Origin of the sequence: Streptomyces sp. NBC_01546 (genome assembly GCF_045208355.1) — a bacterium.
GTDB lineage: Bacteria > Actinomycetota > Actinomycetes > Streptomycetales > Streptomycetaceae > Streptomyces.
The window spans coordinates 35,675-50,199 of sequence record NZ_CP109380.1; the positions used below are offsets into that span (position 1 = coordinate 35,675).

At 73.3% G+C, this 14,525-nt stretch carries 13 protein-coding genes; 11 read left to right on the forward strand and 2 right to left on the reverse strand.

Translation table 11 applies throughout. The features are described 5' to 3' along the window. Positions 1 to 133: 133 nt before the first annotated feature. The 7 genes from OHA89_RS39275 to OHA89_RS39305 all read left to right on the forward strand — a co-directional run bounded on the left by OHA89_RS39275 (position 134) and on the right by OHA89_RS39305 (position 7,224). Positions 134 to 799, forward strand: coding sequence for a ScbR family autoregulator-binding transcription factor (locus OHA89_RS39275; RefSeq protein ID WP_331761672.1), 666 nt, complete (start codon positions 134 to 136; stop codon positions 797 to 799). Positions 800 to 1,192: 393 nt separating this feature from the next. Further along, positions 1,193 to 1,813 carry a ScbR family autoregulator-binding transcription factor gene (locus tag OHA89_RS39280; RefSeq protein WP_331761674.1) on the forward strand — a complete coding sequence of 207 codons (621 nt, stop codon included), beginning with the start codon at positions 1,193 to 1,195 and terminating at the stop codon, positions 1,811 to 1,813. Positions 1,814 to 2,105: 292 nt separating this feature from the next. After that, positions 2,106 to 2,945: an AfsR/SARP family transcriptional regulator gene (locus OHA89_RS39285; protein ID WP_257559680.1), complete on the forward strand. Its 840-nt coding sequence runs from the start codon at positions 2,106 to 2,108 to the stop codon at positions 2,943 to 2,945. Between the two features lie 94 nt (positions 2,946 to 3,039). Then, entirely contained in the window at positions 3,040 to 3,720 is a 681-nt protein-coding gene (locus OHA89_RS39290) for a ScbR family autoregulator-binding transcription factor (protein ID WP_331761676.1), read from the forward strand. A 19-nt stretch (positions 3,721 to 3,739) separates the two neighbouring features. Continuing rightward, the gene (locus tag OHA89_RS39295; protein WP_331761678.1) at positions 3,740 to 4,525 is read left to right on the forward strand and encodes a phosphopantetheine-binding protein; all 786 of its coding nucleotides are present in this window, start codon (positions 3,740 to 3,742) and stop codon (positions 4,523 to 4,525) included. 33 nt (positions 4,526 to 4,558) lie between these two features. Next, positions 4,559 to 6,370 carry a beta-ketoacyl synthase N-terminal-like domain-containing protein gene (locus OHA89_RS39300; RefSeq protein WP_266615970.1) on the forward strand — a complete coding sequence of 604 codons (1,812 nt, stop codon included), beginning with the start codon at positions 4,559 to 4,561 and terminating at the stop codon, positions 6,368 to 6,370. After that, positions 6,367 to 7,224: a 4'-phosphopantetheinyl transferase superfamily protein gene (locus tag OHA89_RS39305; RefSeq protein ID WP_266615971.1), complete on the forward strand. Its 858-nt coding sequence runs from the start codon at positions 6,367 to 6,369 to the stop codon at positions 7,222 to 7,224. The genes OHA89_RS39300 and OHA89_RS39305 overlap by 4 nt, the downstream gene beginning before the upstream one ends. Positions 7,225 to 7,355: 131 nt before the next feature. Here OHA89_RS39305 and OHA89_RS39310 read toward each other — a convergent pair whose 3' ends face one another. Beyond that, positions 7,356 to 8,321, reverse strand: coding sequence for an AfsR/SARP family transcriptional regulator (locus OHA89_RS39310; protein WP_266615972.1), 966 nt, complete (start codon positions 8,319 to 8,321; stop codon positions 7,356 to 7,358). 244 nt (positions 8,322 to 8,565) lie between these two features. Between OHA89_RS39310 and OHA89_RS39315 the strand changes: the two genes are divergently transcribed. From OHA89_RS39315 to OHA89_RS39330, 4 genes are all read left to right on the forward strand, one after another. After that, the gene (locus OHA89_RS39315; protein ID WP_257559686.1) at positions 8,566 to 9,387 is read left to right on the forward strand and encodes an AfsR/SARP family transcriptional regulator; all 822 of its coding nucleotides are present in this window, start codon (positions 8,566 to 8,568) and stop codon (positions 9,385 to 9,387) included. 147 nt (positions 9,388 to 9,534) lie between these two features. After that, positions 9,535 to 10,266, forward strand: coding sequence for a thioesterase II family protein (locus OHA89_RS39320; protein ID WP_257559687.1), 732 nt, complete (start codon positions 9,535 to 9,537; stop codon positions 10,264 to 10,266). After that, a complete protein-coding gene (locus OHA89_RS39325; RefSeq protein ID WP_323186116.1) occupies positions 10,263 to 11,519 on the forward strand; it encodes a beta-ketoacyl-[acyl-carrier-protein] synthase family protein in 1,257 nt (418 codons plus the stop codon). The genes OHA89_RS39320 and OHA89_RS39325 overlap by 4 nt, the downstream gene beginning before the upstream one ends. 41 nt (positions 11,520 to 11,560) lie before the next feature. Beyond that, positions 11,561 to 12,841 (forward strand): FAD-dependent monooxygenase, encoded by a 1,281-nt coding sequence (locus tag OHA89_RS39330; protein WP_266615973.1) that lies wholly within the window; start codon positions 11,561 to 11,563, stop codon positions 12,839 to 12,841. Between the two features lie 39 nt (positions 12,842 to 12,880). Here OHA89_RS39330 and OHA89_RS39335 read toward each other — a convergent pair whose 3' ends face one another. Then, complete coding sequence (locus OHA89_RS39335) at positions 12,881 to 14,296, reverse strand: condensation domain-containing protein (RefSeq protein WP_331761685.1); 1,416 nt, start codon at positions 14,294 to 14,296, stop codon at positions 12,881 to 12,883. Positions 14,297 to 14,525: the final 229 nt, after the last annotated feature.

Sequence of the window (14,525 nt, forward strand, 5' to 3'; positions counted from 1 at the left end):
TGAAGTTCGAGATGACCGAAAACGGCACGCGTGTGCCGCCCAGCTTGTGAAAATACGGACTACCTGGTTTTGTTTCTATGGGGGAGGTCGACATCTTGTAAAAATCAGCCCTGCTAGAACCACTGGAGGCGTCGTGGCGCGACAGGAGCGCGCGATCCGCACCAAACTCGCGATCTTGAACGCGGCGGCAGCCGTGTTCGACGAGCGCGGCTACGAAGCTGCCACCATTGGCGAGGTCCTGACCAGGGCGGGCGTCACGAAGGGCGCCTTGTACTTCCACTTCCCCTCCAAGCAGGCGCTTGCGGAGGGTGTGCTCGAGCAGCAGTTCGCGGGTGTCACCATCCCTCCGAGCGCGTCCAAGCTGCAGACCCTCGTGGATACGGGGTTGGTGCTCGCTTACCAGATGCGGCGCGACCCGATGGTCAGTGCCGTGGCCCGGCTGTCCCTGGAACAGGACATGCGCGCGGAGTTCGGGACGAAGGCGCTCACCGAGTGGATCCAGGCGACCGAGTGGATGTTCAGCGAGGCCGCCGCACAGGGCGAGTTGCTGCCGCACGTGGTGCCGGCCGAGAGCGCTTGGCTCTTCTCCGGGGCCTGGACCGGGGTGCAGATCTACTCCTCGATGCTTTCGGGACGAGAAGACCTGGAAGCCCGGGTGGTCTCGCTCTTCGAGCACCTGCTGCCCAGCATCGCTGTGCCCGCTGTACTGAACAGCCTGGTCATCTCCGTCGAACGGGCCTTGGAGCTCGGAGCCGAGAGCGAACGCCTCGCCGCTGAAGCCGCCGAGGCGGAGGTCTGACCGCAGCCTTTCCCCGACATTTCAGAGCACCGTGGCCCCATGGCCGCGGTGCTCTCGTGCGTTTGGCGTGCCTCGACCATCTCTCGAGTGGAATTCGACCGGCGCTCCCTTAGCTGGGCGGTGGTGTGCGCAGGCCTGCGCGCAGGCTGCCGGATACCTCAATCGTGGCTGAACTGCGTGTTCAGCTCTGCCAAACCATTAAAACCGCACAAGCGGTTTGTTAGAGTCTTGGGTAGTGGAGCTCGCTGCATCGTGGGGAGCGGCCTGGTGTGACTGTGAGCGGTGGTGTCGGGGGCGCCAGCGAGTCCAGCTTTCCGGCCGACTCCGTGACAGCCTCCCTGGCCGCCTGCCCTTCCGCAGGCGTGGCAACCCCTCGCAGTGACGGAGCAGTTGATGGTCAAACAGGAACGCGCGGTGCGGACGCGCGACACCCTGATCCGGTCCGCGGCCGAGATCTTCGACCGGGAGGGGTTCGCGATGGCGTCACTCACCGCGATCAGTTCGCTTGCCGGGGTGAGCAATGGGGCGCTGCACCACCACTTCATCAGCAAGGCCGCGCTGACCGACGCCGTCGAGGAAGCGGCGCTGGCCCGGCTGCTGGCCGTCGCCGATGCCGTGCTCCCGCTCGGGGCGAGCCGTATGCAGCTCCTGGTCGACGTCACCCACCGGCTCGCCGCCGCGCTGCGCGGAGACGTGGTGCTGCGGGCCGGGTTCGAGCTCAGCGGTGAGACGTCCCGCCCGCCGCACGCAGATCTGCGCGAATGGTGGCGGCGGTGGGTCGAGGAGACGCTCAAACAGGCCGACTCCGAGGGCGAGTTGCGCCCGGACGTGATGGCCTCGGACGTGGTGAGCGCCGTGGTGGCCGCCACCGTGGGCTTCGAGGTGCTCGGGGCCCGGGAGGCGGAGTGGCTTTCGGCCTCCACCGTCACCCGGTTCTGGCGGCTTCTCCTGCCGACCGTGGTGCCGGCTGCCCTTCTCGCGGACCTCGAGGTCGAGGGGACCTGCCCGCAGTAGTCCCCCGGGGCCCCGGCCTTCCGTGCTTGCGAAGCGGACGGCCGGGGCTTCCGTATGCCAGAAGACCAACCGGTCTGTTTTGGCCCCCCTGGGTCCGTTCTAGAGGGGATGCAGAGCGTGCGCCAGTGGGTGACGTGCACCCTTGGTGGGTTCATTTGTGCAGGTCAGAGCCGCTTTTGTGGATTCGCCAGAGCGACTGAGAAACCAAAACAGCACGGTCGGTTTCGTATTGACAAACCGCCAGTCCTGTTTTTTACTGAGTCAGGCTTATCCACGGACAGGGGAGTACGACGTGGACATCGAAGTACTGGGCACACTGGCGGTGCGGGAACAAGGAGTCTCCGTAACGCCGACCGCCCCCAAGCCGCGACAGGTGCTGGCACTGCTGGCCCTGCACGCAGACCAGGTCGTCCCGGTGTCGGCCCTCATCGAGGAGTTGTGGGCGGGGACGCCGCCGCGCAGCGCCCGCACCACGCTGCAGACCTACGTACTGCAGCTGCGGACCCTCATCGCGACGGCCCTGGAGCAGGGCGAGGGGGGTGAGGGCGGGGAAGGCCGGCGTACGGCCAAGGACGTGCTCGTCACGCTGCCCGGGGGCTACCTGCTCAACAGCGGCGGCGGCACCAGCGACGTCCGCGAGTTCGACCGGCTCGCCGGCATGGGCTACCGGGCCATGGACGCGGGCGACTTCCCGGGCGCGGCCCGGCTGCTGCGCGAGGCGCTGTCCCTGTGGTCGGGGCCGGCCTTCGCCGACGTACAGGGCGGCATCCAGCTCGACATGGAGACCCGTCGGCTGGAGGAGACCCGGCTGTGCGCCCTCGATCAGCGCATCGAGGCCGATCTGCGGATCGGACGGCACCGGGAGCTGCTCGCCGAACTGACCGTACTGGCCAGCCGTTACCGCACCCACGAGAACCTGCACGGCCAGTTCATGCTGGCCCTGCACCGGTCCGGCCGCCGGGGCGAGGCGCTCGACGTCTACCAGCGGCTGCGCGGAGTCCTCGTGCGCGAGCTCGGGCTCGAGCCGTCGGCCGCCCTGCGCAGGCTGCAGCGCTCGATCCTCATGGCGGGCCCCGAAAGCCCCGCGGGGGTGGCGGAGACCGGCAACGAGCGACTCGTACGCGTGGGCTGAGATGCCCGCACACCACATCCGGCACGCCGCGGACGGCCCGGAGGTGCGGCCGCGCGACCGGACAGCCACAGGTCGGGGCCGAGGAGGAACCGCGGTGCAGGAGAGGTCGGAGCGGACCCGCAGGAAGCTGGTGCACGCGGGGGCCGAGATGTTCCACCGCAACGGTTACGCGAACGCGACACTCGGAGGGATCGCCGCGTTCGCCGGAGTGACCAAGGGGGCGCTGTACTTCCACTTCGCCTCCAAGGACGAACTGGCGGAGGCGGTCCAGCTGCGCGGTCGCGCACTGCTGGACGAGTCGGTACGGGAACGGCTCGAAGCCGGGCTCTCTCCGCTGCAGACGCTGGTCGACACCACGCACTGGATGGCCCGCACCCTGCGGGAGGAGCCGGCGATCCCGGCGAGCTTCCGCCTCACCAAGGAGTGCGCGGGCCTTCCCGAGGCCGTCGCCGACTTCCACCAGATCTGGCTCGCGGCGGTCTGCGGGCTGCTGCGTCAGGCCCGCGACGCGGGCGAACTGCGCGCCGAGGGCCGTTGGGAGAGCGTCGAATCGCTGGTCGCCGCCGCGGCCTGCGGTATCGAGGCGATGGCCGGCACCGCGATGCCCTACGCCGAGCTGCAGCGCCGGGTCTCCGGACTGTGGTCGCTGCTGCTGCCGATCCTGGTGCCCGAGGGCGCAGTGGGGGAATGGCGCACCGAAGTGCCGGCGCGCGATCTCCCGGCCCGTCCCGTGGGCGGCGCGCCGGGCCACCGATACCGGACCGTGTGCCACTGAAGGCTTGGAGGAGCAATCGATGACGAACGAACATCCCAGTGATGTGCTGAACGACCTCGTCGGGGTGCTCGGCGACGTCCTGCGGATCAAATCGGAGAAGATCGACCCCGAGCAGACCTTCCGGACCCTGGGGCTCGACTCCCTGCTGGTCGTGGAGTTCGTGGCCGTCGTCAACAGCCGGTACGGACTGCGGGTGCGGGCGACCGACCTGTACGACTACCCGACTCCGGCGTCCTTCGCCCGGGAGGTCAAGCGGGCGATGAAAAGCGGGGAGGCCCGGCCGGCCGCCACAGCATTCACCGGCCCCGGCCCCGGCCCCGGCGCCGACATCGCACCCGCCGCTTCTCTCGCTCCCGCCGTGGATCCCGTCCCCGCACCGGAACTCGCACCGGAACCCGCACGGGAACCCGCCGGGGCGCCCGCGGCGCAGCAGATCGCGGAGGTGCTGCGCGAGCAGCTCGCGGCGATCCTGTGCTGCGACGCCTGGGACATCGACACCACCGCCCCGTTCAACGTGCTGGGCGTCGACTCCATCGTGGGCGCGGAGTTCATCGCCGTCGTCAACCGCACCTTCGGCATGAAGGAGCGGTCCGTCCTGCTCTACGAACACCCCAACATCGCAGCCATGGCTGCCTACATCGCCGTGCGCACCGGAGCCTTCGGGCACGAGGCCGCCCCCGTCAGGGCGCCCGAGCTCGCCTCCCGTCCGGCGGCCCGGGACGACCTCGACGTCCTGCTGGACGCGGTCCGCGAAGACCGGCTCAGCGTGGACGAGGCGCTCGTGCTGCTCGCCCGCCGCGGCTGAAGCCGTCTCTCACTCCAGAAGGAGCGCGTCCAGATGGACGAGAAGGAAGTCCTGACCCGGTTCAAGAACGGTCATCTGGACCGGGCCCAGGCGGCCGCGCTGCTGACCGGCACCGGCGCCGGTGCCCGTACCGCCACGGGTACTACTGCCCGTAGCGGCGCCGGCGGCACGGTTCCGGTGCCCGTGGCCTTTCCGCGGCCGGACACCGCGCGGGAGCGGGCCGCGGAAGGACCGTCCCCCACCGAGCGGATCGCCGTGGTCGGGATGGCCGGACGCTACCCGGGCGCGCCCGACCTCACCTCGTTCTGGCGCCAGGCGCGCGAGGGGCGCGGCAGCGCCGGAGCGCCGCCGTCCGGGCGGCCCGGCGACGAGCGGGGCCACTACCTGGAGCGCGTCCAGGACTTCGACGCCGGGTTCTTCGGGATCGACGTGTCCGAGGCGGCCCTGATCGACCCTCAGGAACGGCTGTTCCTGGAGACGGCGTGGGAAGCCCTCGAGGACGCCGGATGCACCGGCGGCCGCCTGGACGCCCTCACCGCCGCGGACGGGACTCCGCGCAGCGTCGGGGTGTTCACCTGCGCCGGGACCGGGGACTACGCGCTGCTCGCGGCCCGGACCTGGACGCGCGAGCGGCCCGTACGGCTGCCCCGCGGCGGCCACTGGAGCCTGCCCAACCGGTTCTCGGCCCTGGCCGGCCTCACCGGCCCCAGCCAGTCGGTCGACACCGCGGAGTCCTCCGTGCTCGTCGCCCTCCACCTGGCGGCGGCCGCCCTGCGCGCCGGGGAATGCGCCGCCGCGCTCGTGGGCGGAGTCCAGCTGCTGCTGCACCCCTCCAGCCGCCGTCCCGGCGCGGGCGAGGGCGTCGGCGCGCTGCTGCTCAAGCCCCTGGCGCGGGCCCTGGCCGACGGGGACACCGTCCACTGCGTGATCAGCGGCAGCGCGGTCGGCCACACCGCACCGGGCCTCCCGTCCGCCGGACCCGGCCGCGGGTCCCGCGCCGCCAGCGATGACGAGGAGGCTCCCGGACAGCGGGTGCTGCGCGCCGCGCTGCGGGCGGCCGCGGTGGACGCCTCCACCGTCGCCGTCCGCGAGGACACCGATTCCGTACGGGCGTTCGTGGGCGAGGCCGGGGCCGTGACCGCGGCGGCCGCGCTCACCCGGGCCGTGCTCCAGCTGAGCCACCGGGTCCTGGTGCCCGGTCCGGGCAGGGCCGAGGCGCAGGCCTGGGAGGGCGGGGAGCCGGCGCCCCGCCGGGCGTCGGTCGGGGCGCACGGAGCCGGTGGCTGCGCCGCGCACGTGATTCTCGAGGAGTACCTCCCCGCCGCCGGGTCCGGCGAGGCCGCCGGACCCACGGGGGGCGCCGGAGCCGCCGAGCTGTTCGTGCTGTCCGCGCCCACCCCCGCCCATCTCGTCGCCACCGCACGCCGGTTCGCCGAGCTGCTGCGCGGAGTCGGCCCGGTACCGGCGCTGGGGGTGCTCGCCCGCGCCCTGCGCACCGGGCGCGCCGCCATGGACTGCCGGTTCGCGGCCGTCGTCGCCGGCGCCGCCGAACTCGCCGAGGTCCTGGAACGGTTCGCCGCGGACGGCGGCCCGTGCGCCGACCTGAGGGACGGCGGCGCGGACCCGCTGGGCATGGGCGCCGTGCCCGAGACGGCCGACTACCTCGCCGCGCTGTGGCGGGCCGGGCACCTGCACCAGGTCAGGAGCCTGTGGCTGTCCGGACTGGACGTCGACTGGGCGGCGCTGGAGCGGGCCCACGGGGCGGGCGCCGTGGCCGTGCCGCTGCCCGCGTCCGCGTTCCTGCGCACCCCGTTGTGGCTGGGCGGCGAGGAGGAGCGGGCATGACCCTGCTGCCTTCCGGGGCCTCCGGGCCTTCCGGGCTTTCCAGGTCCTCCTGGTCCTCCGGGCCGGACGAGAACGGGCCCGTCCCGATCAACCTGTGGTTCTGTCCCAACGAGGACCTCGCCCCCGGGATCGCCGCCACCCTGGCCTCGTACTGGCTGGACGAGCACGAGCAGGAGGTCGCCGGGCGCTTCCTCTTCGAACGCGACCGCCGCCAGTACCTCGTCGCCCACGCCCTGGTGCGCCGGGTGCTGGCCCTGGAGACCGGCATCCCCGAGGCCGAGGCGATCATCTGGCGCTCCTCGCGCGGGCGGCCGTTCCTCCAGATGCCCACCGGAGGACTGCCGCGCGGCGCCGACACCCTGGACTTCAACCTCTCGCACGCCCACGCGTACAACCTGCTGGGGGTGTCCCGCGAGCACCGCATCGGCGTGGACGTCGAGCGGCTGGACCGGGGCGAACGCGGGCTGGAGAACATCATCGCGACGTTCTCCCCCCAGGAGCAGGACTGGATCGCCCGCGCCGCCCCCGGGCGGCCGCGCGACCGGCGCGCCCTGCGCCTGTGGACGCTGAAGGAGGCGTACTCCAAGGCCCGCGGCCTGGGACTCGCCCTGCCCTTCGACTCCTTCGCGTTCACCCTGGCCGAGGACCAGGGCGTGCTCTCCTTCCGGCCGCCCGCCGACGACTCGGCGCGGCGCTGGCGGTTCCTCGAGGTCGAGCCGGTGCCGGAGGTGCTGGCGGCGGTGGCGGTGGAGGTCGATGTCGCCCACCTGCCGGCGGTCCACCTGCACCACGGATTTCCGTGGGGGCGCGCCGCACCGCGCCGCCTGGTGCTGCCGGAACTCGCCGGAGTGTGAACCGGGTGCGAGAAATCGGCCGTCGCATTGCCGAAAAGGCTCCGGGCGGGCGCATATCCGCCGCCGCTGGAATGGCGCTGGAGAATATCTCGAGCGAAATTCCGGGCAATGTGGCTTCCGCTCCCATTCGGTCAGAGGCCGGACGGAACTTCCCGGGCCCCTTCGGACAGGAGTGTGAAACGGCGTACGAGTTCGTCCTGTTCGCGGCCGATGGCGTCGATGCGGGCCCGGAGGCGGGCGATTTCCCCGCCCAGGTCCAGCGCGGCCGCGTCGGCGCCCGTGGCGGCCGGCGGTCCGGCGGAGTCCAGCCCCGGCTCCCGGAGCAGGATGGACTCCATCCGGTCCCGCAGGGCCGGCCCGGGCCCGATGCCGATCTCGCTCATCAGCCGCTGCCGGGCCCGCTCGTACACGCCCAGGGCCTCGGACCGGCGGCCGCACCGGTACAGGGCGAGCATCAGCAGGTCGTAGAAGCGCTCCCGGGTGGGATGGGCCGCCGTGAGCCGTTCCAGTTCCCCGGTGACCTCGGCGTGCCGCGCGCCGCGCAGCTTCGCCTCGTAGCAGGTCTCCAGGGCGGTCAGCCGGCTCTGCTCCAGCCGCTCCGCCTCCCGTGCGCAGATCTGGCCCCGTCCGCTGCCTTCCAGCGCGGGGCCGCGCCACAGCGCCAGGGCCCGGTCCAGCAGGTCGGCGGCGTGCGCGGGATCGGCCACGACCGCCGCCCGGCCCTGCGCGGAGAGCCGGGTGAAGCGCTGGGCGTCCGTACGGGCGGAGCCGAGCCGCAGCAGGTAGCCGAGCGGGTGCGTGGTGATCAGGGCCTGGCCCGGATCTCCCTCGCCGGCGGGCGCCAGCAGCCGGCGCAGCCGGGCCACATGGGCCTGCAGCGCGTTGGCCGCGCCCGCGGGCGGGCGGTCACCCCACAGTTCGTCGATGAGCCGCTCGGCGGAGAGCACCTCCCCGGCCCGTACGACCAGGGCCGCGAGCAGGGCGCGCTGCTTGGCGCCGGACGGCGTGATCCGGGTGCCCGACCGGTGGTCGTGCACCTCGACGGGGCCCAGGACGCGGAAGTCCAGGCCGTCGCTCCGACTTACGTCCCATTCCATCGGTCACTCCTCCCAGCGATCCGGTGGGAATCGCGGAAAGACCTGTACGGCCGGTCGTTGAATTACGTTCCGGCAGTCATCCCGCAAGGGAATCTAACAGTTTGACTGAAGTGCGGAAACGTCGAAGTTCGAGGTGTGCTCGACAGGCGCTCAAGAAATTGAGGGGTGTTGCCCTGGATCCCGCTACTGTGCCTCAGTCGAAGGCTTGAAATCGATGGGAACTCGACGACGTGCGGAGGAAACCGTGAAGATTCAGGTTCTGGGTCCGTTGAGTGCCGAAGTCAACGGGGGCTCGATTGTTCCGACGGCCGGCAAGCCGCGCCAGATTCTGGCGCTGCTCGCGCTCTACCCGGGGCGGGTGATGCCCGTACCGACCCTGATGGAGGAGGTGTGGGGCACCGACCTGCCCCAGAGCGCGCTCACCACCCTGCAGACCTACATATTGCAGCTGCGCAGGAGGCTCGGCACCGCCATGGGGCCGGGCGACCCGGGCGGCGCCAAGGAGGTCCTGGCCACGCGGCACGGCGGGTACCTGCTCCAGATCGCCCCGGAGAGCGTGGACGTCCACGAGTACGAGCGACTGGTGGCCGACGGGCAGAGCGCCTTCGAGGAGGGCGACGACGAGCGCACCGCCACCAAGCTGCGGCAGGCGCTGGCACTCTGGCAGGGTCCGGCGCTGGTCGACGTACGCGTGGGACCGATCCTCGAGATCGAGGTCATGCGCCTCGAGGAGAGCCGGCTGGTCACCGTCGAGCGGCGCATCGACGTGGACCTGCGGCTGGGCCGGCACACCGAGCTCATCGCCGAGCTCTCCGAGCTGATCGCCCGGCACCCGCAGCACGAGGGCCTGCACTCGCAGGCGATGGTGGCGCTCTACCGCTCCGGCCGTCAGGCCACCGCGCTCGACGTCTACCGCCGCCTTCGGATGCGCCTCATCGAGGACCTCGGGGTGGAACCCTCCCCGCAGCTCCAGCGCCTGCACCAGGCGATGCTGACGGTGGATCCGGCACTCGACGTGCCGGCCGGCCCGCGCCGGGGATCCACCTTCGACCTGTACGCGGCCTGAGATGCGACACGGGAACGCAGGAACCGCGGACCGGGGCCGAAAGCCCCGGTCCGCGGTGGCGTGACCCGGATCCGGGGAGGGCTCGAGCCGGCCTCGAGTCGGGCTGCGCAGGGTGGGGTGGATATGGCGGGCGAGGAAGGACGGGGCATGGCACGGGAACAGGACGTGCGGCTGGTGTGCTTCGCGCACGCGGGAGCCGGGACCTCGGCCTTCCACCGCTGGAGCGATCTGCTCGGCCCCGGAGTGACCCCCGAGCCCCAGCTGCTGCCGGGCCGTGACGGGCGGCGCCGCGAGGCGCGGGTGACCACCCGCGAGGCGCTCCTCGACGACCTGCGCGACCTGTTCAAGGAGCAGCCGCCCGGACCGTACGTCCTGTACGGGCACAGCCTCGGCGGGCTGATCGCCTACACGCTCACCCGCGCGCTGGACGACGCGGGACTGCCGCTGCCCGAGCTGCTGGTGATAGGCGCCGTGCCGCCGCCCGACGTGTTCGCGGGGGCGGCCTTCGCCGCCGACGCCCCCGACGACGAACTGATGCGCATCCTCGAGAGCTTCGACGGCGTGCCCGCCGGAATCGATCCCGGCGTGTGGCACCGCTTCGTCTTCCCCGTGCTCCGCGACGACCTGCGGCTGGCCGCCTCGCTGCGCGCCGCCGCCCTCGACCCGGTCGCCGGCGGTCCGGTGCCCGTCCCGTTGCTGGCCGTCGCCGGCAGCGAGGACCCGGTGGGACCCCCCGACGTGCTCCGGGGCTGGAGCGAGTGGACGACCGGGCGCTTCGAGTCCCGAACGGTGCCCGGCGGACACTTCTTCGTCCGCGACGGCGAGCTGCCGAGACTCCTCGGGCAGGTCTGCCGGACGGTGGGGCGGTCCGGGCGTTGAAACGCGTGGTCATCACCGGTATCGGGGTGGTCGCCCCGGGCGGTGGCGGCACCAAGGGCTTCTGGTCGATGCTGACCTCCGGGCGCTCCGCCACCCGCGCGGTCACCTCCTTCGACGCCCGGCCGCTGCGCTCGCGCGTCGCCGCCGAGATCGACTTCGACCCCCGGGAGCACGGGCTGAGCGCCGGGCAGGCCATGGACCTCGCCCGCGTGACGCAGTTCGCGCTGGCCGGGGCCCGCGAGGCGCTCGCCGACAGCGGGGCGGCTCCGACGCTCGACCCGCTGCGCACCGGGGTCGCCCTGGGCAGCGCGCTCGGCTGCGCCGCCGAGCTGAGCCTGGAGTACGCCGTGGCCAGCCACGTCGGCGCCCGCTGGCTGGTCGACCACACCCGGGCGGTGCCCCACCTGTACGACTACTTCGTACCCGGCTCGCTGGCCGCCGAAGTGGCCCGGGACGCGGGGGCGCAGGGCCCCGTCTCGTTCGTCGCCGGAGGCTGTACGGCCGGCCTGGACTCGCTCGGCCACGGAGCCGAGCTGATCCGCGAGGGCAGCGCGGACGTCGTGCTCGCCGGGGCCGCCGAGGCCCCGATCTCCCCCGTCGTCATGGCCTGTTGCGACATCGTCCGGATCACCTCGCGGCGCAACGCGGAGCCTTCGAGCGCCGCGCGGCCCTTCGACCGGACCCGTGACGGGTTCGTGCTCGGCGAGGGCGCGGGCGTCCTGGTCCTGGAGGAGCGGGAGCGGGCCCGCCGCCGCGGCGCCCGCATCTACGCGGAGCTCTCCGGCTACGCGAGCCGGGCAGCCGCCCAGCACATGACGGGGCTCAGCCCGGACGGCACGGAGCTGGCCGCGGCCATCGGTGCCGCGCTGGAGGAGGCCCGCCTGGACGCGTCCGCCGTCGAGTACGTCAGCGCGCACGGCTCGGGCACCCGGCAGAGCGACCGGCACGAGACCGCGGCCATCAAGCGCGCGCTCGGCCGGCACGCCCGCAACGTGCCCGTCAGCGCGATCGCCTCGATGACCGGATACCCCCTCGGCGCGGTCGGTGCCTTCCAGGCCGCCGCCGGGGCCCTGGCGATCGAGTACGGAACGGTGCCGCCCACCGCACACCTGCGGGTGCCCGACCCGGAGTGCGATCTCGACTTCGTCCCCGGGACTGCCCGTCACCAGCACACGAGCGCGGTGCTGGCCCTCGGCAGCGGATTCGGCGGGTTCCAGAGCGCGCTCGTGCTGACCCGGCCGGAGACCGACTGACCGGACCGGCCGGACCGACCCGCGAGAGAGGGACACCTCCCATGGACCACCCCGATCCGTGCCCCGCCACCGGCGCCGAGACCGAGACCGACGTGTGCGTCGTCGGCGCCGGGCCCGCCGGGCTGGCACTGACCCTCATGCTGCTGCGCTCCGGCGTCCGCGTAACGCTCATCGAGCGATCCACCGCCCTGCGGCGGGAGTTCCACGGCGAGATCCTCCAGCCGGGCGGCCAGCGCATCCTCGACGAGCTCGGCGTCCTCGGACCGGCGCGGTCCCGCGGCTCGCTCGCCCTGACCGGCTTCCAGGTGCTGGACCGCGACCGGGTGCTGCTCGACATCGACTACGGGCGGCTGCCCGCCCCGTACGACCACCTGCTGGCCCTCCCGCAGCCGCACCTGCTGGCCGAACTCCTGGACGCCTGCCGGGAGCTGCCCGGCTTCACGCACCTGGAGGGCCACCGGGTGTCGGCCCTGCTGGAGAAGCGGCCCGGCAGCCCGTGCACCGGGGTCGTCGCCAGGGGCCCCGACCGGGCGCCCGTCACCGTACGCGCCCTGGCCGTGGTCGGCGCGGACGGACGGTTCTCCAAGACCCGGGCGCTGGCCGGGATCGGAGCCGGGCGCTCGGACTCCTTCGCCCACGACGTGGTGTGGTTCTCGCTGCACGCGCCCGGCCGGGCCACCGGGAAGGTCAGGGTGCACCGGGCCGGCGGCAGCGCGGTCCTGGTCCAGGACAGCCATCCCGACCGGCTGCGGATCGGCTGGACCCTGCCGCACGGCGGATGGAGCCGGCCGGGCCGCGGGATCGAGGACATCCGGCGCGAACTGGCGGGGGTGCTGCCGCAGTTCGCGGACCTGCTGCACGAGCAGCTCACCTCGCTCAACCAGCTCACCCTGCTCGACGTCTTCGCCTCGCACGCCGAGGAGTGGACCCGCGACGGCCTCGTCCTGATCGGGGACAGCGCGCACACGCACGGCCCGATCGGCGCCCAGGGCATCAACCTCGCGCTCCAGGACGCCGCCGCCCTGCACCCCGTGCTCGTGGAGGCGCTGGGCCGGGGTGCGGTCACGGGAGTGGGCCTGGAACCGTACGCCCGGCGCCGGGCGTACGCGGCCGCGGCGGTCCACCGGATGCAGCGGATGCAGGCGCGCGCGATGTTCGGGGCGGACGGGGCGTTCGCCCGGTTCGCGCTGGCCCGCACCGCCGGGATCGTCACGCGCACCCCCATAGGGGGGAAGATCACGCGCAAGGTCGCGTACGGGACCGATCCGGTGGCCGTGCGCACCGATCTGTTCACCGCGGCGGCGGCGCACCGGCCGGGCTGACCGGGCTGACCGGGCCGGCCGGGGCTGCCGCAAGGCCCGTCAGCGGAAGCGGGCCTTCGGGTGGTCGGCGACATCGCCGAGCAGCCCGAAGTAGTCGGCGCGCAGCTGCCGGATGCGGGCCTCGGAGAACACGGACGAGTCGTACGTGAACACGCAGTGCGCGGCGCGCTCGTCGTGCCGCAGCATCAGGGTCAGCGGCCGGGCCGCCGGGGCGGGAGCGGAGGTGAACGGCTCGGCGCGCAGTCGGCCGCCCCAGGAGGCCGCGCCCCGCCGGGGCCCGTCGGCGGCCGGGCCGGCGCCGAACTGCACCTCGCCCAGTTGCTCCACCAGCCGCGGCCGGCGCAGCTGCGCGGCGACCGGCTCCAGCGGCACCTCGTGGTGCGCGAAGTCCCATGCGCTGGTGTGCCGGACCCGGTCGACGACCTCGCCGAAGGCGGGCGCGCCGGTCAGGTCGGTCCGCAGCGCCACCGCGTGGGACAGCGGGCCCAGCATGCGCTGCTCCCGGCCCCGCGCGCGCTCGGGGACGGGCCCGCGGACAGTGATGTCCCGCTGGCCCGACCAGCAGGCCAGCAGCAGCTGGAAGGCGGCCAGGCCCACCACCTGCACGCCGGCCCGGTGCCGGCGCGCGGCCTCCGAGATCTTGGCGGACAGCTCCTGCGGCAGCGGGAACGACAGGGCCCGCCCGGCGCCCGGGGTGCGCCCGGGCGCACCCGGCGCGCTCAGGTCCCAGGGCAGGACGGCCGGTTCGGCGCCGTTGAGCCGTTGCAGCCAGTACTCGGTGCTCTCGTCGATGCGTCCCTGCGCCGCGCGCTGCAGCTGCCAGGCGGCGAGGTCGGCGTACTGGGCGGCCGGACGGTCCGCCGGCACGCCGCGGTAGGCGGCCGCGAGTTCCGCGACGAGCCCGCCGAGCGCGGCGGCGTCGGCGATCAGCTCGTGCAGGACGAAGACGGCCACGTGGTCGCCCGGGCCCTGGCGCAGCAGCCGGAGCCGGGCCAGCGGTCCGCGCGCCGGGTCGAACGCCTGCTCCCGCTCCGCCGCGACGGCCGCGGGCACCTGCGACGGGCGGACCTCCGCCAGCGAGATGGGCACGGTCGGACCGGCCTGCGCCGCGACGACCTGGGTGAGCCGGCCCTCGTGCACGAGGTAGCGGCTGCGCAGGATCTCGTGCCGGCCGGCGACGGCTTGCCAGGCGGCCGCCAGGGCGCGGGTGTCCAGGTGTCCCGTCAGCCGGAGCGCCGCCGTCACCACCGGCGGGCGGGCCCGGTGCGGGAGTCCGGCCCAGAGCGCCTCCTGGCTCGGTGAGGCCGCGAAGTACAAGGGGCCGGGACCGGCCGGACGGGGCAGCCGCGCGACGGCGTCCGGCTCCGGCTCGGGTCTGGGTCTGTGCTCGGGATCGGGGTCCGCGACCAGCGCGGCCGGGGTCCCGGCTTCGTCCATGAGTACCGTCGTCACCATCGGTTCAACGCCTCCTCGGCGATCAGCGCCGTGGGGCTCGCCGGCTTCCGGCCCGGCGGGCCGGGCGCGGTACCCCCGGCGGAAGTCCGGGTAGTGCGAGGTCATGCGAACGATAGGCACGGCCGTGGGCACCGGCCCGATTCCTCGAGCGGCCGTCCATCGCACGCGTGGCGGTCGTCGATTCCGGCCACCGCGCGACAACCATCGCGACGTGTCCTGTGGCCCGGCT

Excerpts from the sequence above, each read along its gene's own strand:
- OHA89_RS39280 (WP_331761674.1), top strand. The coding sequence starts at position 1,193 with ATGGTCAAACAGGAACGCGCGGTGCGGACGCGCGACACCCTGATCCGG.
- OHA89_RS39295 (WP_331761678.1), top strand. The coding sequence starts at position 3,740 with ATGACGAACGAACATCCCAGTGATGTGCTGAACGACCTCGTCGGGGTG.
- OHA89_RS39300 (WP_266615970.1), top strand. The coding sequence starts at position 4,559 with ATGGACGAGAAGGAAGTCCTGACCCGGTTCAAGAACGGTCATCTGGAC.
- OHA89_RS39305 (WP_266615971.1), top strand. The coding sequence starts at position 6,367 with ATGACCCTGCTGCCTTCCGGGGCCTCCGGGCCTTCCGGGCTTTCCAGG.
- OHA89_RS39310 (WP_266615972.1), bottom strand. The coding sequence starts at position 8,321 with ATGGAATGGGACGTAAGTCGGAGCGACGGCCTGGACTTCCGCGTCCTG.
- OHA89_RS39320 (WP_257559687.1), top strand. The coding sequence starts at position 9,535 with ATGGCACGGGAACAGGACGTGCGGCTGGTGTGCTTCGCGCACGCGGGA.
- OHA89_RS39330 (WP_266615973.1), top strand. The coding sequence starts at position 11,561 with ATGGACCACCCCGATCCGTGCCCCGCCACCGGCGCCGAGACCGAGACC.
- OHA89_RS39335 (WP_331761685.1), bottom strand. The coding sequence starts at position 14,296 with ATGGTGACGACGGTACTCATGGACGAAGCCGGGACCCCGGCCGCGCTG.